Genomic DNA, 23,910 nt, shown 5'->3' with positions numbered 1-23,910 from the left:
GATTATGCTCCCGCCTGGCTATCTGCGGGCGTGAATTTTGGCAGGGCGATGTCGTCAGACTTATCCTCGAACGTCACCTTGAGGGGCATGTCCAGCTGCAGTGCCTCAGGCGTCTGGGGGCAGCCCACAATGTTGGTCATCATGCGCGGGCCTTCGGCGAGTTCAACCACGGCAATGGAATGCGGCTCCTCTCCAAAGTCCGGGCGCGGACGGTGGTTGATGACATAGGAATAGAGCTTGGCGTCGCCGCTTGCCTTGAACACGGCAACATCCCTTGAGCCGCAATCGGGACAGAAGGGGCGCGGCGGGAAGTAGGCATGGTTGCAGGCGCTGCATCTTTGCAGGCGAAGTTCACCTGCCTTTGCACCTTCCCAGAAATGCGCCGTCTCCGGCGTTGGCTGGGGTAGAAACTGTTTTGGTGCGGGCATACCGGGCCCTCCCTTCAGACTTATCAACAATGTTTTGACGGGCGGGAGGATAACGGGCCGGAGCACATACTCAACAGAAGGTTAATTTGACGTCCGATCTTAACCATGTGCTGTGCCAAAGTGGGAATTCCGCGCCGCATTGCATATGTTAAGATCTTGACCGGTACCCGCTGAAAGGGTGGACCCATGAAAGCATTTGCATCACTGATCGCGACCGTGGCTTTCGCCGCAGGCGCTTTTGCATCCTCAGCTCAGGCTGGTGACACCAACCGAAGCTGGCAGATGTCGGGGGCGGATGCTGAGGTTTATGTGCCTGTCCAACCTCAGACACCCAGTCTCAATGGTCATATGGCTCTTGGCAGCCTCAGCGGTGGCGTCGGCAATACCTTTGGCAGCCATTGCTGCTCCAGTGGTGGCGGCTTTTTCATCGTGACGGGTAGCACGCGTCGAGGTGATGGCGCCGACGGAGACATTGCGTTTCGGCAGGCGCGTGACGCGGCATTTGGGCAGAGCCTCGGCGGACCTGCCATTGACCGTGCGTTTCGCTTTCGCGCCAATCGTATTCAGCGGTCGGGTTTCTAGCGCGGCCTAGTCTTCGTGAAACGTCACGAACTCTGAAACCGGTTCACGCTCTGCAACAAGTGTGTTCACTGGTGCGTTCTCGTCTGCATATCCAAGTGACATACCGCAGACGACATATTCCGTATCGGGAATATTCAGAACGCCTTTCGTGACTGTCCAGAAATTGTTCCAGGCGCCCTGTGCGCAGGTGTCAAGGCCACGGGCGCGTGCTGCCAGCATGATCGTTTGAAGCATGATCCCCATGTCGACCCAGCTTGAATATTCAAGATCCTTGTCGATGGTGAACAGCAATCCCACCGGGGCATCGAAAAATTCATAGTTGCGTGCCCACTGGCGCCAGTTGGCTTCCTGGTCGCCTTTGGGAATTTCAAGAAGGCCATACATGGCTTTGCCGAGGGTGCGCATGCGCGTGGTGTAGGGTTCCTTGCGCTTGCTGGCGCGGGGAAACTCGGAAAACGAATCCGGAGCACCGTCCTTGCGATGTGTTTCTCGGTGCTGAAGAACGGCATCCACCAGCTTGTTGCGCGCGTCTCCCATCACCACATGAATATGCCAGGGCTGTACATTGGTGCCGCTTGGTGCCTGACGGGCAACGTCCAGCAGATCGTCTATGATGTCCCGCGGTACAGGATCGGATTTGAACGCACGTATGGAACGGCGTGTACGGATGGCATCATCTATGTGCATGGAAGTGTCCGTCAGTGGCGGGTAAAGCTTTCGAGGCGCAGTCTTAAGACAGCACTGGGTTTGTGCAAGGCTTCTTTGTAGGCTTTGCAAGAATGCAAACGCTTGGCGCTTGAACGCAGTGCTGGAGCGCTTTGGCTGAACCATAAAGGGGACGTGGACCGGATGAGAGTACCCAAGGATCTGGCTTTCTCATGGGAAGCAAAACTGGTGCGCTTTTTGGGTGTTTCGCCCGCTATGGCAGCGCCGATTGTCTCAGTGCTTGTTGCTGCCACCTATTTTGTTCCCGGCTATGCCTTTGGCCTGTTGCCCATCCAACTTGAGTTGCGTGACTCCAGTATTCCGCTGGACCCCTACAGCTGGGCTGCCATTGTCACGTCGCTTCTTGCGGGCTTTACGGTCTTTGCTCTTCCTTACGCTCAGGTGCGCCACTTGGGAGACATCACGTCCCTGGCAGAGATCACCCCATCCCTGGATCGCGCGGGGCTGCGTGATCTTTATGTTCGGTCAGCTGCCGGAGACAAGACCGGGCGGCTTGTCGCTTCGTCACTTGGGTGGTGCTTTGGATTGCTGATCCCGGTCTTTTCCGTGCCTGGCGCCTGGTCGCTTATGTCAGGTCAACCAAGCTCCTGGGACACGGACCTACCTCCGTCGGCCTACTGGGCAGCAGGCTGGTTCTTGATCATTGTACCCTTTTTGATCGCAAGCCTCTCCAAGGCTTCCTATCAAATGGTCACTGGCGCGCGACGCTTGTTGACGGAGACGGTTGCGCGGCTGGAAGTGGGGCCGCTGGATGCCGACAAATTGCGCCCCTTGGTCAATGCGGGACTGCATACGTCATTTATCTGGATGATCGGGGCAGCAATTGGCGTGCTCTTTGTGCTTGATACCAACATTGAAGCGACCGTCATTCTGGTTTTCATGGCCTGCATCGCGATCCTTGGTGGGCTTGCGGCAATAACCCCGGCGATGGCTGGCCGGCGTGTCATTCGTCGGTCCAAGGACACTGCGCTTGCCGAGGTCAGGGCAGTGATTGCGCATCTGCATCTCAATGCGCTGGATGCGGCAAGCGAAACAAAGGTGCGAGAGGCAGATGACCCGCGTCTGGCCCAGATGGGGGCGCTTCTTGCTTATGAAGACAGGCTGGAGAAGGCACAGGAAACACCCATCAGTGCGCCAACCATTGCGCAATTTGGGCTTTATCTGGCTATTCCGGTGAGTTCGTGGCTTGGCGGTGCTTTTGTTGAGCGGATGGTCGATGCAGCGCTAGGCTAAGCCTCGGTCTGTTCCGCATCTACATATTCATCGTTCAGGTAAGGCTCGATTGCGTCACGCAGTTCGCGGTACCGATCCTCATCCTGCACCAGTTGATTGAGCAGTTCCGTGTAGCTGGCTCTGGTCATTGTGGATGACATGACAGACTTAAGTTCGTTGGCATAGACCGTCGCTTCTGCGGTGTTGCCCAGCAGAGCGTTTGCCATGATGAGAGAGACCCTGCCCATCATTGTGGGGCGACGCTCATATGCTGTCTTCGCATAGTCAAGGGCAAGTGCGGGATTCCCAAGCACATTGTGAGCAAGGGCGAGATGTGACTGCCAGTGGTAAGCCTGCGGTTCACGTGGTGAGAGGCGAAGCGCCCGTTCGATATGTTCAATGGCTTCCTGTGTGCGGCCAGCGTAGATAAGCGACACGCCAAGGCTTCCCAGGGCAGGGGCATAGTCCGGGTTGAGATCAAGCGCCTTTTGATAGGAGCGGCGTGCCTCATCGCTTTCGCGGTAATTTGAAAGTGCCGCACCGGCCAGATGGCGAATGGCCGGGTCGTCCGGGTCCAGGGCGATAGCCCGTTGCAGGTGTTCTGTCGTTTTGGCCTTGAGATCCTGTGTGGACTTTGTTTCCTCATCGCCGAGCTGGAAGGCGAGAGAATAGGCGTGTGCCAGCACGCCATGGGCCAGTGCAAACTCGGGTGCCTCTTCTAGAATAGCTTCCAGACGCTGAATGACGTCCTTCGCATTATTCTGGTTGGCAAGGTCATTTTGCAGGTCCAGCCATGCCGAGTTCACGCGCGACCAGATGTCGAGGCCGACCGGGTTTTCTCGTGCGCGGGCGGCTTCTGCCCGACGCAGTTCGGGGATAAGAGCTGCGACGATGTCTGCTGTCACGACGTCGTCCAACTCAAAGAGGTCATCAATGGGCACGTCAAAGCGCTGCGACCACGCGGTCGCGCCATTGGTGGCATCAATCAATTGAGCGCTGACGCGCACGCGATCATCCCGGGTGCGAACGGTGCCTTCAAGGACATATCGCACGCCAAGTTCGCGTGAGACCTCGCGCACGTCCACACTGCGGCCCTTGTAGGTGAAGCAGGAATTGCGGGCGATGACGAACAGATGTCGGTTGGCTGACAGGCCGGCGATGATTTCGCTCGTGAGGCCGTCTGCTACCGCTTCTTTGGATGGATCGCCGGAAGTATTCTCGAAAGGCAGAACCGCAATAGATGGGCGATCACTGACCGTACTGGGCTGCTGAGCATTTGGGGATGCAGCGGCTGACGGGCCTGGGTTCGCGCCCGACGTCCGGTTTTTGACCAGCCAGTTTCGTCCGACCGTTGCAGCCACGGTGCCGATCAGAATGAGGGCGGCGATGGCTGAAAGGGCGGACTCGTATTCATTGAGCCAATCAAGGATGGCAGTCATTCTCTAGAAGCCTCAGGCAGAACGCAGGCAGATTTGCCTACAGAGGCCGGAGCCTACAGCCCCAGCACCGCCTTTGCCATGATATTGCGCTGAATCTCGTTTGATCCGGCATAGATAGAGCCAGCTCGGTCATTCAGGTATTTGGGGACAGCCGTGACCCAACGCTCGGGCCCCACAGGCGGCAGATTGCCGTCGCGGACGGGGGCACTTGGTACGGGGCCGCCTGGACTTGTGTATTGCGGTTGAAACGGCGCCCCATAAAAGGCCGCTGCTTCAATGGCAATTTCAGTCAGACGCTGACTCACCTCGGTGCCGCGCGTCTTGAGCATTGAAGACTCCGCACCGGGAGGGTCTCCGGCCGCGAGCGCTGACAGAATGCGATGTTCTGTGAATTCGAGGGTGGCAATTTCAACTTCGGCTTCGGCCAGCTTGGTTGCAAAGCCGGGCTCGTCAATCAGACGGGTGCCTGTGCCCGCGTTTTCATCGGCTGCGCCTGCGCGAATGCGCTCAAGACGGGAATACAAACCCGGCGCATAGGCATTGCCACGCTCGAACTGGAGCAGATATTTGGCAACGGTCCAGCCCTTGCCGACCTCTCCAACCACATTCTCCTTTGGAACTTTGACGTTCTCGAAGAAAATCTGGTTCTGGATGTGCTCGCCGGTGAGCATCAAAAGTGGGTCAACCGTTACGCCGGGCTGATCCATGTCCATAAGGACAAACGTGATGCCTTCCTGAGGCTTGCTGGAGCCGTCCGTGCGGACAAGGCAGAAAATGCGATTGGCATAATTGGCGTGGGTCGTCCAGATCTTGGCTCCTGAACACACAAAGTGATCACCCTTGTCTTCCGCTTTCATCTGCAGGGAGGCGAGGTCTGACCCTGATCCGGGTTCGGAATATCCCTGGCACCAAAAGTCTTCACCCTCCCGGATGCGTGGCAGGTAATAATCCTTTTGTTCCTTGGTGCCGTAGCCAATGAGAGCGGGCCCGATCATTCCCACGCCCATGGGCGACAGGGACGGGGCTCCGGCCTTGGATGTTTCGCTGGCCCAGATGTACTGGCGCATCAGGTCCCAGCCCGTGCCGCCATATTCAACCGGCCATGCGGGGACGAGCCAGCCTTTGCGGTTCAGGATCTTGTGCCAGCGCATGGTGACGTCGTAGTCGGCATATACGCTGGTGCCCAGACGGCCGGCGCGCTTGAGGTCTTCGTCCAGATTGTCGTTCAAAAATGTCCGGACTTCGTCGCGGAAGGCGTCGTGCTCTTTGGTGAGGGCGAGATCCATAGGTGCTGCTCCCGATATATTGATTTCGGGAGCACTCTATCGCGGGATATGGGCGTCGTCTCGCCTAAGGTTTCGAGCGGTCGAGCAGGTTGGCAATTTCGTCGCGTGATGCTGACATTATTGCTGTCTGCAGGTCTTTGTCTCCTGACGCACGGCCAAGGATAAAGCCTCCAACGGCGAGTGCGATGGCAGCCAGCGCCCGCGAATCCGGTTCCCCTGATGACGTGAGGCCACGAGCAAACTCTCGCTCCAGATCGCTCAATCCCCTGGCGAACTCCTTGCGCGTTTTGGTGTCCGCGCGGGCGGCATCTACGGCGAGAGAGGCCATGGGGCATCCCTTGCTGATGGCGTCCATGTGGGCCGGTTCAAGGTAGCCTGTGCAAATGTCTTTGGCTTCGTCCCGCAGTGCCTTGCCGGTGGTGCCGGTTCGCGCACGCATGCGGCGCAGGAAGTCGGCCTCAAGGCCCATTACTGATTGAAAGAGATGCTGCTTGGATTTGAAGTGGCCGTAGAACCCGCCATGGGTGAGGCCTGCTTCCTTCATGATGTCCTGGACACCAACGCCTTCATAGCCGCGGGTTCTGAAAAGGTCCGCCGCTGCCTGCACAATGCGGGCGCGGGTTTCTTCCTTATGGCCGGGGGGATATCGCATGCGCTTTACGCGGCCTCCAAAACAGGTATAAGATTATGGTCATAATTTAATAGATGATGACCGAAAATCAAGCCACTGCATATGGCTTGGTTTGTTGACGGCAGAAGGACGGGTCGATGATTGAACTGCATATGTTTCCCATGTCGCACTATAATGAAAAAGCGCGTTGGGCGCTGGATTACAAGGGTATACCCCATACCCGCATTCCCTATATGCCCGGGCCCCATGCAGGCAAGATCAAGAAACTTTCAGGGCAGACGCAAACGCCCGTCATCCGGTTTGGCGAGGGAGATGTCCTTGCGGGATCTACGGACATTGTTCTGGAGCTGGAAAAGCGTTTCCCGCAGCCAGCCCTGTTGCCTGCCGATGAAGACGCCCGGAAACAGGCCATGGATCTGGTTGAGAAATTTGACGGCGACATTGCGGTCAAGGAACGTCGCTCGCTTTTTGTTCACCTGATCGATGAGCCGGACTATCTGTGCTCGATGTTTGCTCAGGGGCAAACGCCTACGAAGCGGTTCATCTATCGGCGCATGCTGCCGCTTGTGAAAGGGGTGATGCGCAGGTCCATGGACATTCACCCGGATGCTCTGGAAGAAGGCAATGCCCTGACCCGACAGGCCTTTGACTTTGTAGCGGCGCAAACCCGTGACACCGGGTACCTCGTTGGTGACCAGTTCACAATTGCCGATCTCACGGCCGCTGCCATTCTCGCGCCATCTGTTCAGCTGGACTATGCAGACATGATGAAGCCACGACCTGTGGCGCCGAGTGTGCAGGCCTATCTTGATCAGTTTGCAGATCATCATGGTGTCCAGTGGGTTCGGACCATGTATGCGCGGCATCGTGCACCGGTGACGGCGGCGGCTTAGCCAAAGCGCTTGCCTCGGACCGGTGATGATCCAAGTTCTGAGACATGCGCAAGAAACATGACCTGCCAACAAAGGACTGTGCCGCGTGCGGTCGCCCATTTAGCTGGCGTCGCAAGTGGGCGGATGTCTGGGAGGATGTCCGATATTGCTCCGAGCGATGTCGGCGTGCGCGGGCTAAACCACGTCCAGGTTCTTGAGTATGTCAGCGGCGCGTTGGCGGGTGGCGTCGAGCTTTTGTGAGTTCATGCGCTCCAACGACTTCATGACCAGCCCCATCCGACCGTTCTTTTTGAAGCGCTCTTCGTGGCGAGCGAGAAAATCCCAGTACAGCGCATTGAAGGGGCATGCCGTTTCGCCTGTCTGTTCCTTGACGCTATAGGCGCAGTTTGAGCAGTGGTCAGACATGCGGTCGATATATTTGCCGCTCGCGGCATAGGGCTTGGACCCGACCACACCACCATCGGCCCATATGGCCATGCCGTGGGTGTTGGGCAGTTCCACCCATTCATAGGCATCTGAGTAAACGCGCATGTACCAGTCATTGACTTCATCAGGGTCCAGGCCGGCGATGAGGGCGAAGTTACCGGTGACCATCAGCCGTTGAATGTGGTGGGCGTAAGCGTGGTCACGGGTCTGGCCAATGGCTTGGGCCATGCACGCCATTTTGGTGTCGCCGGTCCAGAAGAACTCCGGCAGGGGCGTGGTGGCATTCAGGGTGTTGCGTGTCTTGTAGTCGGGCATTTCGCGCCAATAGATGCCGCGGACAAATTCTCGCCAACCGATTATCTGCCTGATGAAGCCCTCGACGGCATTGAGAGGGGCGTCGCCGTTTTTGTAAGCGTTTTCTGCGGCAGCACATACAGCGTGGGCGTCCAGCAGTCCCGCATTCAGGTAAGTTGATATGACGCTGTGAAACAGATGCGGGTCTTTATCCGTCATCGCATCCTGATAGTCGCCAAAGCGTGGCAGGGCATGCTGGATGAAATGGCGTAGCGCGTCCTCGGCCTGCGATCGTGTGGTGGCGAAGGTGAAACCGTCCGACTGTCCGAAGTGATCAGCAAATTCGCTGTTCACGAGGTCAATGACCTCTTGGGTGATCTCGTCCGGGGTGAACTTTGAGGGGCCGGGAAAGTCCAGATCACCTTTGATCGGTTTGCGGTTGTCTTTGTCGAAGTTCCATTGCCCGCCCTCGGGCTTTTCATTCTGGTCCATCAGGAAGGACGTCTTGCGGCGCATCTCCCGATAGAAATACTCCATGCGCAGTTCCTTGCGCCCCTCTGCCCACTCGTTGAACTCGTCCAATTTGCACAGGAAACGATCGTCGTCGCGTAGCTCAACATCGACACCCAGGTCGGTGCACCAGGTTTCCATGTCTTCTGCGAGGCGGAACTCACCGGAACGCGTTACGACCAGACGGTTTGCCTTGTGTCTTTTGAGCGCGCGTTCAGCTTCGCCCTTCAGGGTGCCCGTGTTGCCCCTGTCGGTCAGCTTGACGTAATCGACATTGTATCCCTGATCTTCCAGTTCGTGGGCGAAATGGCGCATGGCGGACAGAACGAAGACGATCTTCTTCTTGTGGTGCTTCACATAGGTGCACTCGGCCATAACCTCAGCGAGCAAGACCGTGTCTGTGTCGGGATCAATGTCGGCAAGTGACGACATGGCGGGGCTGAGCTGGTCGCCGAGAATGAGGCGGACTGTCGCCATGCTTCTGCTTATCCCTTGGTACGCAGATGACTGCGACCACCATCAACGCGCATGACCTGGCCGGTGATCCAGGGGCTTTCATCCGTCAGCAAAAATGCTGCAAGGGCTGCCGCATCCTCGGCTTCGCCAAGGCGTGGAATGGGATGCAATTTCGCTATGCCCTGGGCCATGGCTTCTGATTGGGTGATCGAGGCGGCGAGTTGTGTGTCCATCAAGCTGGGGGCCACGATGTTTACGCGAATGTCCGGTGCGAGGTCCGCTGCAAGGGCTCGCCCCAATCCTTCTACCGCACCCTTTGCCGCAGAAACGATGGCATGGTTGGTGAAACCCTGGTCTACGGCGATGGTTGAAAACAGGACCACAGACCCTTTTGCCTTCTTCAATGCCGGAGCGGCCTTTTGAATGGCGAGTGCTGCTGAAACAGCGTTTAGCTGAAAAGCTGCAGTCAGATCGTCGCCGGTAATGCGCCGCAATGGTTTCAGGTCGATGGACCCAACGCAAAAGGCCAGGCCGGCGAGGCCATCGTCGGTTGTGGCCTGTTCGACAATGCGTGTCAGGTCATCATCTCGCGTCACATCACCCACCAGGTGACGGGCGCCAAGTTGATCTGCTGAGTTGGACAAAGCCTCTTCATCGCGGCCAGTGAGCACAAGCGGGAGCCCTTTGGCATTAAGTTTGGATGCCAATGCCGACCCCACGCCGCCGGTGGCGCCGAAAATCAGGAATGGTGCGCTCATGTCTGTTCTTTCGCTATTTGCTTTATGTCTGCTTGACCGGGCGGGGTGAATAACTGCCATTCCGCCCCATATGTGGACCGTCCCCTGTGACGTGAGCTATGTAGGCGGACCCATTCGGCAAGGCTGATGACCTCAAACAAAGATCAACAATCCGAATCTGCGCCTGCAGAAGACTTGTCTGCGCTGCAGCAGACGACGCCTGGAGAGCGTAAGCGCGCCTTTGGTATTCTGTTCTTCTGCCTGCTGTGTCTGGGCATGGGGCAATCCCTGTTTTTTGCCGTCCTGCCGCCGGTGGCGCGCGATCTTGGGCTGACTGAAGTCCAGGTCGGCGCGATTTTCTCTCTTTCAGCTTTGCTTTGGGTTGTCACCAGTCCGTTCTGGGGACGCACCAGTGATGTGTGGGGCCGCAAGCCGATCATGCTGATTGGACTTTGCGGGTTTGGCACATCGACCATTGGCTTCGCCGTGTTCATCTGGATGGGCATGCAGGGGATGATTGGTCTGGCCCTGTTGTTCCCTTTGCTGGTGGGCGTGCGTGCGATCTTCGGCGCGTTTGGGTCCGGCACCATGCCGGCCAGTCAGGCCTATGTGGCTGACCGGACGACCCGGGCGGAGCGGGCATCGGGTGTTGCTACCATCGGCGCGGCATTCGGCATGGGTACTGTTATTGGACCGGGCGTTGCCGCGGCGCTCATCGTGTTTGGGCTTCTCGCGCCTTTCTTTGTTGTGGGATCCCTAGCCTTTGCCAGCGCGATTGCGATCTGGGTACTGCTGCCTGAGCGGACCCGTCCGCGCGAGCGTCAGGACAAGAAGAACCGCTTGAAGATCAAGGATAGTCGGGTCTGGCCGTTTCTTATCGTCGGAGTGCTGATGGCGATGGGACAGTCCATCGTTGTGCAGGTATCAGCCTTCTACTTTCAGGACACCTTGTCTCTGAGCGTAGAAGACGCTGCACAGATGGTCGGCGTCGGCATGATGGCCATGGCGATGTCGACGCTGTTTGCACAGCTGGTGCTTATTCAGCGGATGAACCTGTCGGTGCAGACCATGTTGCGCAGTGGCACGCTGATCATGATCGTCGCCTTTGGACTGATGATCACTGGCGGCAACTACGCCACACTGGTCATGGCACTTGTGGCCTCCGGCCTTGGATTTGGATTGCTGCGTCCGGGTCTGTCTGCGGCTGCGTCCTTGAGCGTCGAGCCTGACGAGCAGGGATCCATTGCCGGGTATATCGGCTCGACCGCTGCCATGGGCCATGTGGTGAATCCATTTGTTGCCCTGCCGCTCTATCAGATCATGCCGCAGGCACCGTTTATTCTTGCCGCCTGCCTGATGGTGATCATGGGCATTTTCATCGTGCTGCATCCGCTCGTCTCGTCCGTACGCGCTGGATATGACGACGATGAAGATGACCACGACGGCGACGTGGTGCCCAAGGGCTAAGTCCGATTGCTAAGCCAGCCGCTCTGCTTCCCATGCTGTCACCAGGCCTTGTATGGCCATGGTGAATGCGTGGGGCTGATCGAGCATGACGTGGTGGCGGGCTTCGGGGATTGAGAAGATGGGCGTTGCGTCTCCACCGACTTTGCGGTGGTGGTCCATGACTTCCTGCTGGCCATTCCATGACAGGCCGCCCATGACGACCGCCTTGCGGCAGGCCATGTCAGCAAAGCGCTCATTGAGGTCTGCCCCCAGCACCAGCCCGTAGAAGATTTTCGGATCGAATTTCCATGTCCAGCCGGCAGCTTCTGATGTCCGGCCGAGATGGTCGGGCTCTGGGGTTGCCTCGCGCAGGCTTTCCTTGGCGATGAAGTCAAAGATGAAGCGATTGGCCAGTGGTTGGTCCGGTGCCAGGCGAAAACGGCCAAGGGCAGTTTCGTAGTCCGGATAGACGCGGGTGGGACGAGGTGGCGGATTGTCCTTGAACCATTCTTCATGCTCGCCTTTGGGGCGCACACCAAAGTCGACTTGGATGAAGCCGCCCAGTTCCTCGCCATAGGTCGAAGCTGCAATCAGCGATACGAAGCCGCCGAAGGAGTGGCCGACCACGTAGCCGGGCGTCATGTTGGCGTCGCGCACGACCGAAATGATTTCCTCAGCATAGCTTTCGCGGGTGTAGCGTTCCGGTCGCCATCCACTTTCCCCCATGCCGCCCAGATCCATTGAGGCAACCTGAAACTGCTCCGACAGGAACGGCGCGATGTGGGCGAACCACATGGCGTGGGCGCCATTGCCATGAACGAAAACGATTCCCGGCTTGGGCGCTTCGCCCTCTTTGGGCGCACCCCACAAAAGGTAGTGAATCGGCGTGCCGTCTACCGTCACGTGACGGCTCTCGCGCGGTGCCGCAAGCGCCCGGGTAAACCAAAGGGGTGGCTCTTTGATTTCGACCAGCGGCTCTTCGAGGGGCGCGTTGGAGGGCGGACCTTCGGGCTTATTGGCGTTTTGTGGACGCTCTTCGTAACTCATGGGATAGGGTACTCACCTTATGGGGGGCATGAATGCGCCGCGGGGAGCGGGTGCCACCATAATTCCTGACTGGGCGTCACCTTTACCTGATGACATAGCAATATGGCTAGGTGCGGCATTGGAAATGCAGCACAGGCCTGCTGTGAAGATGAGTCTTGGCTCAGGTGGTTGACATGAGGGGCTGTACTGTTATTTTCCGCGCCAACTGGCCGGGATTTCCCGGCTTTTCCGTTTTCATGAGCTGCCGGTTACTCGGCGCCAAGATACAAGCGATCCGATCCGATGAAAGTCCGCAATTCGCTCAAGTCGCTGGCCAAGCGCGACAAAAACTGCCGTATCGTGCGCCGTAAAGGCCGCCTTTACGTCATTAACAAGGTCAACCCGCGCTTCAAAGCCCGCCAGGGCTAAGGGCTCTCACGCTGATGTCTCATGAGACGGGAAGCGTGAAAGCGGTTGTTTTCGACCTTGGTGGTGTCCTGATCGACTGGGACCCCCGCCTGATTTTTCACCAGCATTTTGCAACGCGTGGCGTGTTGGAGGCCTTCCTGGCGGAGGTTTTCTGGCGCGCCCATCACGCGTGCCATGACACGCTTGCGCCGTTTGAAGAGACATTGGCGCCCTACAAGCGAGACTATCCTCACTTTGCACCAGCACTGGATGCGATGGCCACGGACTGGCAAAAAGCCGTCATGGGGCCAATCCCTGAGACCGTGGCGGTGCTTGAAGAGCTTGTCGCGCGCGATGTGCCGGTCTTTGCCCTGAGCAATTGGCCCGCTCAGACCTGGCCGCCGGCCCATCCCCATGCGGATGACTATGCGTTCCTGGACCATTTTCGCGGCATTGTTGTTTCCGGGCAGGTGCAGCTCAGGAAGCCTGACCCTGCAATCTACAAACTGGCGCTTGAGCAGTTCGGGCTTGAAGCTGGTGAAGCGCTGTTTGTTGATGATCTTGCCGGGAATGCTGATGCTGCCACCCAGGCCGGCATGATCGGGCATCAGTTCCTGTCAGCCGACCATCTGCGCACCCGATTGGCGGCTGTCGGATTGCTCTAGATCTGTTGTGCGGCAGCCCTTGCCCAGCTGGGCGGGACACGTCACGATCCTTTCAAGAAACAGTCATGGGCCGCGACAGGGGATGTCCTGTGCGGCCTGTTTTGGGGGCGGGGATACGATGTCTGGCAGATTCATGATTTACGGGGCGACCGGTTACACCGGCAAGCTCACAGCACGGGTAGCAGCGCAAAAAGGCCTGAAGCCCATATTGGCGGGGCGTAATGCGTCCAAGGTTCAGGCGATCGCCGAACCATTGGGGCTTGAATGGGCCGCCATTTCGCTCGACCGGCCCAATGCGCTGGACAAGGCACTGGAGAAGGTGGACGCGGTCTTGCACATCGCCGGGCCATTCTCGGCAACTTCCAAGCCAATGCTTGATGCCTGCATCCGGACAAAAACCCACTATCTGGATATCACTGGCGAGATTGATGTGTTTGAGGCCTGCGCTGCCCGCGATGAGGAAGCGCGCAAGGCCGGCATCATGGTTTTGCCGGGCGTTGGTTTTGATGTCGTTCCCAGTGATTGTCTGGCGGCGCATATGAAGCGTCGGCTGCCGGAAGCAGAGCGCCTGGAGATGGGCATTGCGGGCATGGGCAACATGTCTCACGGCACCGGCAAGACGATGGTCGAAAGCATTTCGACCGGCACGCGGGTGCGCCGCGGTGAGAAGATTGTTGCCCTTGGCAAGACGCCGCGTCGGACAATGGATTATGGCAAAGGCGAAAGTAACTCGATTGCTGTGGGGTGGGGTGATGTTTCAACCGCATATCACTCTACAGGCATTCCCGACATCACCATTTACTTTGAAGCCAGCAAGGACATGGAGCGGATGGCGGGCCTTGGGCCTGCGGCGCGCTGGGTGATGGGAACGGGGCCTGTACAACGGTTCCTCAAAAAGCAGATCGAGCGCATGCCCGAAGGACCAACCGATGAGCAGCGCGCAGCTTCCTTCACGACGCTTGTAGGTGAAGCAACCGACAGCGCCGGCAATGTGGTTCGCAGTCGGCTGGAAACACCTGAAGGCTATACTCTGACAGCAGAAACCGGGCTTGAAATCGCCCAGCGGGCAGCTGCCGGTAACGTCAAGATCGGCTTCCAGACACCGTCTAATGCCTATGGAGCTGACTTCATCACCGAGTTTGACGGGGTGCGGCGAGAAGACCTCAACGCCTGAGTGCTCACAGCTTGTTGTCCGTTCGGTAACTCGCCAACGGGGTCCTGAGGGACATATACTTCTGTATGACTTTTCTTCCGACACGGTTTCGTGTGGCTTTGCAGGCGATTCTGATCGTTTTTGCAACGGGCGCATTTCCAGCCTTGGCAGCATCCTCTGCCGAGCTGGATCGTCTGTTCGATCAACTGGCCAAGGCACAAAGTCCTGCCGAAGCAGCATTGATTGAGGATGAAATCTGGCGGCAGTGGTCCGACTCAGGCAGTCCGACGCTTGACCTCATCATGCTGCGGGGGCTCAAGGCGCTTGAGGCGCAGGAATACGCTGTTGCGCTGGATATGTTCTCGACAGCCATCGAGATTGAGCCGGACTACGCAGAGGCCTGGAACAAGCGGGCGACGCTCTATTACGTCATCAATGACTATGATGCTGCCATCGCTGACGTGACGCAGGTGCTGGCGCGCGAACCGCGCCATTGGGCTGCACTCATGGGTCTTGCGGTCATGTTCGATGATCTGGATCGCAAGGAGCCGGCGCTGGGTGCCTATCGGGCCGCATTTGAAATCAATCCGCAGCTTGAAGGGGCCGAAGCGGCAATCGAACGGCTGAAGGTGGATGTCGAAGGACGGGGCATCTAAGAGGGCACATCAATAGGGTCGCGTTTGGGTGCTGTCAGTATCCGGACGATCAGATATTTCATTTTTGTTGGGGTTATCATGGGACGGGTTATGGGCACCGTGCTTTTTCTGCTGGTTGCAGTTTTTGGTGGGCTTTACGTCTACACGCTTTGGTTCGGGTCTCAGACTGAGGCTCGCTTTCCGCCACTGGGTGAGTTTGTTGAGGTAGAGGGCACCAAGCTGCACTACGTCGACAAGGGTCAAGGCGTGCCGATTGTTCTGGTGCATGGCGCGAGTGGCAATCTGCGGGACTTTGCGACGTCCATTCTTGATGACATTGCCAAGACCCATCGCGTTATTGCCTTCGATCGCCCCGGCCATGGCTGGAGTGAGCGCGGACCGCTTGATGATGTTCATGATCCAGCCGTGCAGGCGCGCCTCGTCAATGGCGCGCTGGAGAAACTCGGTGTAGGCAAGCACGTAATCCTGGGGCACTCATGGGGTGGGGCTGTTGTGATGGCCTATGCGCTGAACCATCCTGATGATCTGATCGGTCTTGTTCCGATGTCGGGCGCTACCTATCCCTGGCAGGGCGGCGTTGCGTGGTATCACGGCATTGTTCAGACGCCTGTGGTTGGAGGATTTTTCCTCCGCACGCTGATGGTGCCTGCGGGGCAACAACTCAAGGAGCCGGGCGTGGTGGGCAACTTCTACCCTGATGTCGCTCCGGACAGTTACTCTGAGAAAATAGGTCTGGACCTGCTGTTCCGCCCGGGCAACTTCAGTAATAACTCGGTTGATGTGAGTAATCTCAAGTCAGCTCTGGCGCGTCAGTCGGAGCGCTATTCTGAGGTCAAAGTGCCCACGATCATCGTGCATGGTGGCGGGGACCGGTCGGTCGGCTTTGGTATCCATTCCGAGCCGCTGCATGATGCCATTGAGGGATCTGAGCTCATTCGCCTGCGCGGTACGGGTCATATGCCACACTATGCGCGTCCCGACATTGTGCTTGATGCCATTGACCGGCTGGCACGTGGCGACGCACCACAGGCTGGCCTGAGGATTGTGGAAGAAGGTCAGACACTCGCTGAAGTTCAGTAAGTTCAGCGGCCGCGTCTAAGGGTGGTTGGCTGCGCTGTCTGCAACGAATGCGACGCGCAGCATGTTGGTCGCGCCTGGCGTGCCGAGGGGCACGCCAGCCATGATGACAATGCGATCGCCTACGCGCGCCATACCCTGCTGAAACGCAAGGCGTCCGGCACGGTCCACCATGTCATCCAAGTCGCGTGCGTCTTCTGTCATCACGCAGTTAAGGCCCCACACCAAAGACAGTCGCCGGGCTGTGGGCGCGTGTGGTGTTAGCGCCAGCACGGGCACATTGCTGCGTTCGCGGGCGGCCCGCATGCCGGTTGATCCCGATGTTGTGTAGCAAACAATGGCTGCCGCATTGAGTGTTTCGGCAACAGTGCGCGCAGCCTTGCTCAAGGCATCAGGGCCTGTGGGCTCGGGTTCTGTACGTTGGGCGTTGATGATCTGGCCATAGTTAGGGTCGGTCTCGATGGATTCAGCGATGCTGTTCATCATCGCAACGGCCTCGACCGGGTAGTCACCAGCCGCCGATTCTGCAGAGAGCATGACTGCATCGGCCCCTTCAAACACTGCCGTGGCGACGTCTGACACTTCCGCGCGGGTCGGCACGGGGTTCTGGATCATGCTTTCGAGCATCTGCGTTGCCACGACCACGGGCTTGCCGGCGCGCCGGGCGGCACGCGTGATGCGTTTTTGCAGGCCGGGTACTGTTTCAACCGGGCATTCCACGCCCAGATCACCTCGGGCAACCATCAACCCGTCGGAAATATCGAGGATGGCATCCAGGTCATTGATGGCGGAGGGCTTTTCTATCTTTGCCATAACGGCGGCGCGACCACGGGCCAGCTTTTTGGTTTCGGCTACGTCTTGGGCGGACTGGACGAATGACAGGGCGATCCAGTCAATGTCGAGATTAAGGGCCGCTTCAAGGTCACTGCGGTCCTTGGCGGTGAGGGCAGGGATCGGCAGCACGGCATCGGGAATGTTGACGCCCTTGCGAGATGTCAGTTTGCCGCCTGCAACAACTGTGGTGGTGAGGCTCGACCCGTCCGTCTCTTCCACGCGCAGGTTGATCTTGCCATCGTCCAGCAGCAGGTGATGCCCTGGCTCGGCGACTTTCAGAATTTCAGGGTGGGGCAATGGCGCGCGGCTCTTACTGCCCGGTGCGTCGTCCAGATCGAGTGTGAAGGTCTGGCCGTTCTCCAGAACGACGCCATCCTCGCCCATATCGCCAACGCGCAGCTTGGGACCTTGCAGGTCAACCAGGATAGAAATCGGGTGTTCAACGGACCGTTCCAGCTCCCGCAGCATGGCAACGCGTCTGGCAAGGCCCGCATGGTCCGAGTGGCTCATGTTCAGGCGAAAGGCGTCTGCACCTGACTCATAAAGCTTTGAGACCATTTCAAATGTGTCAGAGGCTGGTCCCAGCGTGGCGAGCACACGAACATTGCGATGGCGCACGGGTCAGTTCACCTCTTTGGTCAGGTTGCCAAGTGTGGCGCTTGGATCAGGGGTGCGGGTTGCTTCGTCCAGCCGAACTGTCCAGTCAGGCGACCGGGATGTATCCACTTCCATGAAGCCGGCGGTGTGGTGGCCGCGTGTTTCACAATCATTGCGTCCAGAGATGGTGAACTCGCCCGGGGCAACGCACAGGGTCGAGAGGCCAGACCAGCCGCCGCCAGCATCAAAGTCGATTGCGAACAGATAATAGTAGCGCGCGGTGAGGTCACTTTGGATGACCGGGGCGCAGTCGCCGCCGTCTATGTGCCACCAGCCTTCAGATACCCAGACATCCTGGCTGTAGTAGCCAAGCGCGACACCGACACGGCTTGTGGACTCATTGCACACGTCCAGACTGGCTGAGGCTGTGGCCGTGAGGCCAATCAGGCCGCCACACGCAACAATGACCGACAGGAAGAGTTTCGCAAAAAGCTGTCTCATACGGGTCTAAATATCCTGTCAGTCCTTAAAAGTGAGTCACCTGTTGGTGCCCAAGGCACGCTATCACCGCTCAAGCGGGCTGTCAGTTCCCGTGGGGTCTCGTATAATTGGCGTTATGTCTCATGCCGCGATCTCGTCGACCAAGCCCGAAGTGCCGTTTCAGCCATTCCACCTGGTGAATGAGGGTGCGGTGGGGCCTGTGGTCTTGCTGTGCGATCACGCCTCCAATGCCCTGCCCGCCGAGTATGGAACGCTGGGTCTGCCTCCAACAGACCTGGAGCGGCACATCGGATGGGATGTGGGGGCAGCTGACGTGACGCGCCGCCTGGCGGACCTCCTGCAAGCGCCTGCCGTCCTGTCGGGCTTTTCACGGCTGCTGATTGATCCAAACCGAGCGGCGGATGATCCAACATTGGTCATGAAACTGTCTGACGGTGCGATCATACCGGGCAATCGTCATGTCACCCCTGACGAAGTGGACCGTCGACGGGCAACCTGCTGGCAGCCTTATCATGATGCGGTGACGGCCATGATTGATCGGGTGGTCGCGACAGGCGAGGCGCCGCTGGTGGTCTCGCTTCACAGCTTCACGCCTGTGTGGCGGGGGCATCCCCGGCCTTGGCACTCGGGTGTTTTGTGGGACAAGGACCATCGGCTGCCGCATGCTCTTTTGTCGGCCCTGCGCATGGAGCCGGGCATGGTTGTTGGGGACAATGAACCCTACAAAGGACAATTGCGGGGCGACACGATGTACAGGCATGGCACCCAGCGCGGGTTGCCGCATTCCATCATAGAGATCCGGCAGGACCTGATCGACACCCATGGGGGTGCGCAGGAGTGGGCGGAGCGTCTGGCGCGTATCCTCTTGGATATTCTCAAGACATCTCCCGGCATCAATGCCGTCGAGTATTTTGGATCGCATACAGACGACCAAGCAAAGGGTGCAGCACAATGAAAAGACCTGCGTTCACTCTGGGCGTTGAGGAAGAATATCTTCTGGTCAACAAGGAAACGCGTGATCTTGTATCCGAGCCGCCGGCGGATCTGTTGCCGAGAATGTCTGACGCCATTGGCACGCAGGTGTCGCCGGAGTTCCTCCAAAGTCAGGTTGAGATTGGCACCGGTATTTGTGAAACCCCGGCTGATGTGCGCGCGGACTTGAAAAGGCTTCGGGGTGCTGTGTGCGAAGTGGCTGCGGAATATGGATATGCGCCGATCGCAGCCAGCACGCACCCCTTTGCCAAATGGTCCGAACAGCACCACACGGAAAAGGCGCGCTACGATCAGATTGCCAAGGATCTGGCAGGCACCGTCCGGCGGTTGCTGATCTGCGGCATGCACATCCACTGTGGCATTGAGGACGATGACCTGCGCATCGATCTGATGAACCAGGTCAGTTATTTCCTGCCGCACATTCTGGCCCTGTCAGCGTCGTCTCCCTACTGGCAGGGCGAAGATACGGGCATGGCGTCTTACCGGTTGACGGTGTTTGACGCGCTGCCGCGCACGGGTGTGCCGGACTCATTCGACAGCTGGCCTGAATATCAGCGGGTGGTTTCGCGACTGGTGGAAGTTGGTGCCATCGAAGATGCCAGCAAGATCTGGTGGGACATCCGGCCGTCCGTGCGGTGGCCGACGCTTGAAGCGCGGGTGGCGGATGTCTGTACACGGATAGAAGACGCTGTTGCCCTGGCGGCGCTTTATCAGTGTCTGCTCTCGATGCTGTTCACCCTGCGCGAAAAGAACCAGCGGTGGCGCGTCTATCCGCGCATTCTGATCGAAGAAAATCGCTGGCGGGCCCAGCGGTATGGCGTGACGCGCGACATGGCGGATTTTGGCCAGGGTAAAATGGTGTCTTTCGGTGATCTGTCCGATGAACTTGTGGGACTGCTTCAGGAAGAAGCCAGAGAGCTTGGCTGCACGGACGAACTAATGCATGTGGCGACAATTGCCCGGCGCGGCACCAGCTCGCAGGCGCAGCGGGTTGCCTATGATGAGGCGCGGGCCACCGGGGCTGACCATGATGCAGCTCTGCGGGCTGTAGTGGATCATCTGATTGATGAGACCGCGCGGGGTATTGGCACAGTCGCACCCTGAATTTTAAATCGTGCTTTCATGGGCTTGCGGGCAACAGCGTGGCCTTGTGACGGGCATTGCTGTGCCCATATCAAACGTCAAGATGAAACCGCAATGTGGTCGCTGGGATCGATGCAGAAGCTCGGTTCGTGGTATTTGCTCATGATAATTAGCTTTGTGTTGGTCACGCTTTTGCGTTGACCCCAGCACATGACGCGGGAACTGGAGAACGAAAATGTCCGCCGATCAGAAAACCGAACTTGAAGCGGCTGCGTTTCGCCGTCTCGTGGCGCATCTGCAGGAACGCACCGATGTGCAAAACATCGATTTGATGAATCTGTCCGGGTTTTGCCGGAATTGCCTGTCGCGCTGGTATGGCGAGGCCGCTGCCGAGCAGGGCGTCGATATCTCTAAGGATGCTGCCCGCGAGATCGTTTATGGCATGCCCTATGCGGACTGGAAGGCGAAGTATCAGACGGAAGCGACCGATGCACAGAAGGCTGCTTTTGATGGTGCAGCCAAGGACCACAGCTAAAAGGGTCAGATAGGCGGTTGCGGATCAGGGGTCGGGCTGGTTAATGTCCGCGCCCTTTCCCCGACCACCTCAACCCAAAAGAGGCTGACCATGGCGCAGACCGGCGGCGTTGCCCGCGATCAACTCAAATCCATCGTTGAACGCATCGAGCGGCTTGAAGAAGAAAAAGCAGCGCTCGCAGGCGATATCCGTGAGGTTTATGCAGAAGCCAAGGGCAATGGCTACGATGTGAAGGCGCTGCGCCGTGTCGTGCGGGAACGCAAGCTGGACCGGGCCGAGTTCCAGGAACAGGAAGCGATCATCGATCTGTACCGGTCGGCTCTTGGTCTTGCTGCTGACTAGTCAACTTCCGACTGTCCAGCTTTTGACTGGGGGCATGCTGCCTCAGGCGCGGACTTCAATGCCCAGATCGCGGACCTTGCGATAGAGGGTTGAGCGTCCGATGCCCAGACGGCGGGCGACTTCCGACATGTGACCTTCGTATTTCTCGATGGCCAGACGGATCATGTCCGCCTCCATGTCTTCCAGTTTTTTCAGATTGCCGCTTTCATCCAGCGCCGTGATGTCGCTTGGCAGTCCTTCGTATGCTGGTTCATCGGCGTATGCAGGTGCTGCTGCAAAAGCCGCCTGTGATTGTGGTGCTGCAGCAGGCATGGCTGCGCCAAGGACCGCCGGCTGAATGTCTGGCAGACGCGGCTTGGGTCGGGCCTGAGCGCCCGCCAGGCTGGCGATCTGCGGAAAGTCTTCAAAGCACAGCATGTCCGTGTCGCACAAAACGACCGCACGGAAGACCGCGTTTTCGAGCTGGCGAACATTGCCGGGCCAGGCAAAGCCTTCAAGCAGGGAGCGAGCGTCTGCGTCCATGCCGCGAATAGGCTTGCCTTCTTCGGCAGCAAACCGGGCAATGAAGTGGTCTGTGAGTGGAGCCACATCCTCCCGGCGTTCCCGCAGAGGTGGAACAGCGACGGGGAAGACATTGAGGCGGTAATAGAGGTCTTCGCGGAACGTGCCGTCCTGCACGGCCTGAATCAGGTCGCGGTTGGTGGCAGAGATCAGGCGAATGTCGACCTTGACCGGCTTTTTGGCACCAACAGGGTCTACTTCGCCTTCCTGCAGGGCCCGCAGCAGCTTTACCTGCATATCCAGCGGCAGTTCGCCGATTTCATCCAGGAACAGTGTGCCACCGTGGGCTTCCTGGAATTTGCCAGCGTGTTTCTCTGTAGCGCCGGTAAAAGCACCTTTTTCGTGACCAAAAAGGATCGATTCGACCAGATTCTCGGGAATTGCACCGCAGTTTACGGTCACAAAAGGCCTGCCCGCACGGTCGCTGGAGCCCTGAATGGCCCGAGCGATCATTTCCTTACCCACACCCGACTCGCCTTCAATGAGGATCGGAATGTTGGATTGAGCTGCGCGGTCGCCGATTTTTCCCACTTTTCGCATGGCGGGGCTCTCGGCAATCAGGTCATCAAATGTGAGCTGGCCGGTGGAATGCTTCTTAAGGCGGGTAATTTCCTTGCCCAGAGCCTCAAGTTTCAACGCATTGGCGATGGAAACCTGCAGACGTTCGGGACTTGCGGGCTTTACCACGAAGTCGCGGGCGCCAGCCTGCATGGCCTTAACCACTGTGTCGATACCGCCGTGACCGGTCAGCACGATGAACGGGAGTTCTGGGCGGGCAGGGTGCACGCGCTCCATCACAGCCCAACCGTCGGTTTCCGGCATCACCAGATCAAGCACCACAAGGTCAATCTCGCCGGCGCGGGCGCCTTCAAGGGTTGCAATGGCTTCATTGCCGCCACCAGCGGTCATGACGCGGTGGCCGTCACGCTCAACAACGGCAGAAATCAGCCGCGTCTGTGCCGGATCGTCGTCAACAATGAGAATCGTTTTAGCCATGCTGGTCCCCGAAACGCGCTGCCCGATGGGCATTTGTCTGTTACTGGACAAGGCGGTGGTCCCGGAAAGCGAATATTTCGCGAACATTCCTACTGGAATAGAGCCGAGGCGCCCGTCTTGAGGTGGCATCTTTGCCTCAAGGCGGTTAAGGAGGGTTTTAGAGATCGGGGAACAACTTCACCATTCTTGGGTTCTGACTGTCTCAACCTGGGAAAAGGCACTCTATGGTTAACAAAAACCTGCCTTTTCCGGGGTGTTGCGTAAACGTGACTCCTGTTGCTCAACGGGCAGCTTCACTGGGAAATCGGTTGCCCCAGCGGCTGGCTTTGTGCGATGAAAGTCTTGGATACGCGGACTAGGTTAGTTCCCGGGCGGGTCCCGGCCACCCGTCGATTTCGGGGGGTGCGAAGGCAAATTTCGAATGACGGAGAGTGGGATGAACACGCTATCCCGGCTAATTGCGGTGGGGGCATTTTTTGGTCTAGCAGGCTGCGGCCTCGGTGGGACTTTCCATGTGGAAAGCTTCCTGGATCAGGAAATTTCTGGAGATGATTTTTACTCATGCCTAGCGGCTGAGTATCAGGACCGTGCGACATCGGAAGTCTATGTAGACTGCGAATGGCGTCACTCGGTTCTTTTCGCTGAAAAGGGTCGCGCAGCGCTTGCTGGCGGTCCGGTTGCGCCGTTTGATCCGGCCAATGTTCCCTGGGGCCGCAAGGTTCTGGACTCAGAACTTCCTGAGCTTCAGGAGGCCCGTGGCCGCCTGATCGCAGCTCTGGACAATGGTGGTCGCGATGATCGTGGCTGCGCATGTGCAAAAGCTCAGCGTTACTATGACGGTTGGGTCGAGCAGGCTTCTGATAACGAGTTTGGTGTTGACGGTGCCTTCTTTGGTGGTCGCGGTGGTCCGGTTCAGCCGGAACGCGTTGCCTCTGAAAAGGTCGCTTTCTACGAAGCACTGACCGAGTGCGAATCTGCAGCAGCAGACCAGGACTTCGTGATCTACTTCGGCTTTGACAAGTTCAACCTGACTTCAGCTGCCATGGCAGTGATCGACGAAGTTGCGAACTTCACCAAGGAATTCAACAACCCGACAGTCAACGTTGTTGGCCACACTGACACCTCTGGTTCAGTTGCTTACAACCAGGGCCTGTCACAGCGCCGCTCGAATGCAGTTGCAAACGCGCTCGCTGCCCAGGGTGTGACCGTTGGTTCCGTGGGTGCTGAAGGTGAATCTTCACCAGCAGTTCCAACAGGTGACGGTGTACGTGAGCCTCTCAACCGCCGTGCGGTTATCGAGGTCCGCTAGTAGCGGGTTCGTATAAGCACCAGTGACCTTGGTCACTTGGACAAGAATAAGAAGGCCCGGCTCTCGCAGCCGGGCCTTTTTCTTTGCGGAATTGCCTACCGATCGGTG

Annotated in this window: 26 protein-coding genes; 15 read left to right on the top strand and 11 right to left on the bottom strand. The window is 58.2% G+C overall.

The window, feature by feature from the left end; translation table 11 throughout:
- Positions 1-2: 2 nt before the first annotated feature.
- Positions 3-428 carry a Zn-ribbon domain-containing OB-fold protein gene (locus ABXH05_RS03550; RefSeq protein ID WP_353559805.1) on the bottom strand — a complete coding sequence of 142 codons (426 nt, stop codon included), beginning with the start codon at positions 426-428 and terminating at the stop codon, positions 3-5.
- 186 nt (positions 429-614) lie between these two features.
- Here ABXH05_RS03550 and ABXH05_RS03545 point away from each other — a divergent pair, with 186 nt between their 5' ends.
- Entirely contained in the window at positions 615-1,010 is a 396-nt protein-coding gene (locus ABXH05_RS03545) for a hypothetical protein (RefSeq protein ID WP_353559804.1), read from the top strand.
- A gap of 6 nt (positions 1,011-1,016) precedes the next feature.
- On the opposite strand, the gene ABXH05_RS03540 is transcribed toward ABXH05_RS03545, so the two are convergent.
- A complete protein-coding gene (locus tag ABXH05_RS03540) occupies positions 1,017-1,697 on the bottom strand; it encodes a nitroreductase (protein ID WP_353559803.1) in 681 nt (226 codons plus the stop codon).
- A gap of 162 nt (positions 1,698-1,859) precedes the next feature.
- Here ABXH05_RS03540 and ABXH05_RS03535 point away from each other — a divergent pair, with 162 nt between their 5' ends.
- A complete protein-coding gene (locus tag ABXH05_RS03535) occupies positions 1,860-2,969 on the top strand; it encodes a hypothetical protein (protein WP_353559802.1) in 1,110 nt (369 codons plus the stop codon).
- Here ABXH05_RS03535 and ABXH05_RS03530 read toward each other — a convergent pair.
- From ABXH05_RS03530 to ABXH05_RS03520, 3 genes are all read right to left on the bottom strand, one after another.
- On the bottom strand, positions 2,966-4,387 hold the full coding sequence (locus ABXH05_RS03530; RefSeq protein WP_353559801.1) for a tetratricopeptide repeat protein: 1,422 nt from the start codon (positions 4,385-4,387) through the stop codon (positions 2,966-2,968). The two genes, ABXH05_RS03535 and ABXH05_RS03530, sit on opposite strands and share 4 nt — an antisense overlap.
- Before the next feature lie 53 nt (positions 4,388-4,440).
- Positions 4,441-5,673, bottom strand: coding sequence for an acyl-CoA dehydrogenase family protein (locus ABXH05_RS03525; protein ID WP_353559800.1), 1,233 nt, complete (start codon positions 5,671-5,673; stop codon positions 4,441-4,443).
- Between the two features lie 64 nt (positions 5,674-5,737).
- Positions 5,738-6,325, bottom strand: a complete 588-nt coding sequence (locus tag ABXH05_RS03520; RefSeq protein ID WP_353559799.1) for a TetR/AcrR family transcriptional regulator — start codon at positions 6,323-6,325, stop codon at positions 5,738-5,740.
- A 116-nt stretch (positions 6,326-6,441) separates the two neighbouring features.
- Between ABXH05_RS03520 and ABXH05_RS03515 the strand changes: the two genes are divergently transcribed.
- Both ABXH05_RS03515 and ABXH05_RS03510 read left to right on the top strand, forming a co-directional pair.
- Positions 6,442-7,197 (top strand): glutathione S-transferase family protein, encoded by a 756-nt coding sequence (locus tag ABXH05_RS03515; RefSeq protein ID WP_353559798.1) that lies wholly within the window; start codon positions 6,442-6,444, stop codon positions 7,195-7,197.
- Between the two features lie 44 nt (positions 7,198-7,241).
- Complete coding sequence (locus tag ABXH05_RS03510; protein WP_353559797.1) at positions 7,242-7,394, top strand: DUF2256 domain-containing protein; 153 nt, start codon at positions 7,242-7,244, stop codon at positions 7,392-7,394.
- Here ABXH05_RS03510 and ABXH05_RS03505 read toward each other — a convergent pair.
- Positions 7,372-8,904, bottom strand: coding sequence for a cryptochrome/photolyase family protein (locus tag ABXH05_RS03505; RefSeq protein ID WP_353559796.1), 1,533 nt, complete (start codon positions 8,902-8,904; stop codon positions 7,372-7,374). The two genes, ABXH05_RS03510 and ABXH05_RS03505, sit on opposite strands and share 23 nt — an antisense overlap.
- An 8-nt stretch (positions 8,905-8,912) precedes the next feature.
- Entirely contained in the window at positions 8,913-9,641 is a 729-nt protein-coding gene (locus ABXH05_RS03500) for an SDR family NAD(P)-dependent oxidoreductase (protein WP_353559795.1), read from the bottom strand.
- Positions 9,642-9,767: 126 nt separating this feature from the next.
- Here ABXH05_RS03500 and ABXH05_RS03495 point away from each other — a divergent pair, with 126 nt between their 5' ends.
- Positions 9,768-11,087, top strand: a complete 1,320-nt coding sequence (locus ABXH05_RS03495) for an MFS transporter (protein WP_353559794.1) — start codon at positions 9,768-9,770, stop codon at positions 11,085-11,087.
- A 9-nt stretch (positions 11,088-11,096) separates the two neighbouring features.
- Here ABXH05_RS03495 and ABXH05_RS03490 read toward each other — a convergent pair whose 3' ends face one another.
- Positions 11,097-12,113: an alpha/beta fold hydrolase gene (locus ABXH05_RS03490; protein ID WP_353559793.1), complete on the bottom strand. Its 1,017-nt coding sequence runs from the start codon at positions 12,111-12,113 to the stop codon at positions 11,097-11,099.
- A gap of 282 nt (positions 12,114-12,395) precedes the next feature.
- On the opposite strand from ABXH05_RS03490, the gene ykgO reads away from it, so the two are divergent.
- From ykgO to ABXH05_RS03465, 5 genes are all read left to right on the top strand, one after another.
- On the top strand, positions 12,396-12,521 hold the full coding sequence (gene ykgO / locus ABXH05_RS03485; RefSeq protein WP_027842262.1) for a type B 50S ribosomal protein L36: 126 nt from the start codon (positions 12,396-12,398) through the stop codon (positions 12,519-12,521).
- Positions 12,522-12,556: 35 nt separating this feature from the next.
- Positions 12,557-13,165, top strand: a complete 609-nt coding sequence (locus ABXH05_RS03480) for an HAD family hydrolase (RefSeq protein WP_353559792.1) — start codon at positions 12,557-12,559, stop codon at positions 13,163-13,165.
- A 118-nt stretch (positions 13,166-13,283) separates the two neighbouring features.
- Complete coding sequence (locus ABXH05_RS03475; RefSeq protein WP_353559791.1) at positions 13,284-14,339, top strand: saccharopine dehydrogenase family protein; 1,056 nt, start codon at positions 13,284-13,286, stop codon at positions 14,337-14,339.
- Positions 14,340-14,404: 65 nt separating this feature from the next.
- Complete coding sequence (locus ABXH05_RS03470; protein WP_353559790.1) at positions 14,405-14,974, top strand: tetratricopeptide repeat protein; 570 nt, start codon at positions 14,405-14,407, stop codon at positions 14,972-14,974.
- Between the two features lie 78 nt (positions 14,975-15,052).
- Positions 15,053-16,054, top strand: a complete 1,002-nt coding sequence (locus tag ABXH05_RS03465) for an alpha/beta fold hydrolase (RefSeq protein WP_353559789.1) — start codon at positions 15,053-15,055, stop codon at positions 16,052-16,054.
- A gap of 15 nt (positions 16,055-16,069) precedes the next feature.
- On the opposite strand, the gene pyk is transcribed toward ABXH05_RS03465, so the two are convergent.
- A complete protein-coding gene (gene pyk, locus ABXH05_RS03460; protein WP_353559788.1) occupies positions 16,070-17,503 on the bottom strand; it encodes a pyruvate kinase in 1,434 nt (477 codons plus the stop codon).
- Between the two features lie 3 nt (positions 17,504-17,506).
- A complete protein-coding gene (locus ABXH05_RS03455; protein ID WP_353559787.1) occupies positions 17,507-17,983 on the bottom strand; it encodes a DUF1036 domain-containing protein in 477 nt (158 codons plus the stop codon).
- Between the two features lie 115 nt (positions 17,984-18,098).
- Here ABXH05_RS03455 and ABXH05_RS03450 point away from each other — a divergent pair, with 115 nt between their 5' ends.
- From ABXH05_RS03450 to ABXH05_RS03435, 4 genes are all read left to right on the top strand, one after another.
- Positions 18,099-18,938: an N-formylglutamate amidohydrolase gene (locus tag ABXH05_RS03450; protein WP_353559786.1), complete on the top strand. Its 840-nt coding sequence runs from the start codon at positions 18,099-18,101 to the stop codon at positions 18,936-18,938.
- The gene (locus tag ABXH05_RS03445) at positions 18,935-20,080 is read left to right on the top strand and encodes a carboxylate-amine ligase (protein ID WP_353559785.1); all 1,146 of its coding nucleotides are present in this window, start codon (positions 18,935-18,937) and stop codon (positions 20,078-20,080) included. The genes ABXH05_RS03450 and ABXH05_RS03445 overlap by 4 nt, the downstream gene beginning before the upstream one ends.
- Positions 20,081-20,294: 214 nt before the next feature.
- A complete protein-coding gene (locus ABXH05_RS03440) occupies positions 20,295-20,594 on the top strand; it encodes a DUF1244 domain-containing protein (RefSeq protein WP_353559784.1) in 300 nt (99 codons plus the stop codon).
- Positions 20,595-20,684: 90 nt separating this feature from the next.
- The gene (locus ABXH05_RS03435) at positions 20,685-20,936 is read left to right on the top strand and encodes a DUF2312 domain-containing protein (protein ID WP_043949767.1); all 252 of its coding nucleotides are present in this window, start codon (positions 20,685-20,687) and stop codon (positions 20,934-20,936) included.
- Between the two features lie 42 nt (positions 20,937-20,978).
- Here ABXH05_RS03435 and ABXH05_RS03430 read toward each other — a convergent pair whose 3' ends face one another.
- A complete protein-coding gene (locus tag ABXH05_RS03430) occupies positions 20,979-22,493 on the bottom strand; it encodes a sigma-54-dependent transcriptional regulator (protein ID WP_353559783.1) in 1,515 nt (504 codons plus the stop codon).
- A 436-nt stretch (positions 22,494-22,929) separates the two neighbouring features.
- On the opposite strand from ABXH05_RS03430, the gene ABXH05_RS03425 reads away from it, so the two are divergent.
- On the top strand, positions 22,930-23,802 hold the full coding sequence (locus ABXH05_RS03425) for an OmpA family protein (protein WP_353559782.1): 873 nt from the start codon (positions 22,930-22,932) through the stop codon (positions 23,800-23,802).
- Positions 23,803-23,910: the final 108 nt, after the last annotated feature.

This window comes from Pyruvatibacter sp. HU-CL02332, assembly GCF_040362765.1.
Classification (GTDB): Bacteria; Pseudomonadota; Alphaproteobacteria; order CGMCC-115125; family CGMCC-115125; genus Pyruvatibacter.
Note: the sequence above shows the minus strand (reverse complement) of the source record. Positions and strands in the feature narration are given on the sequence as shown.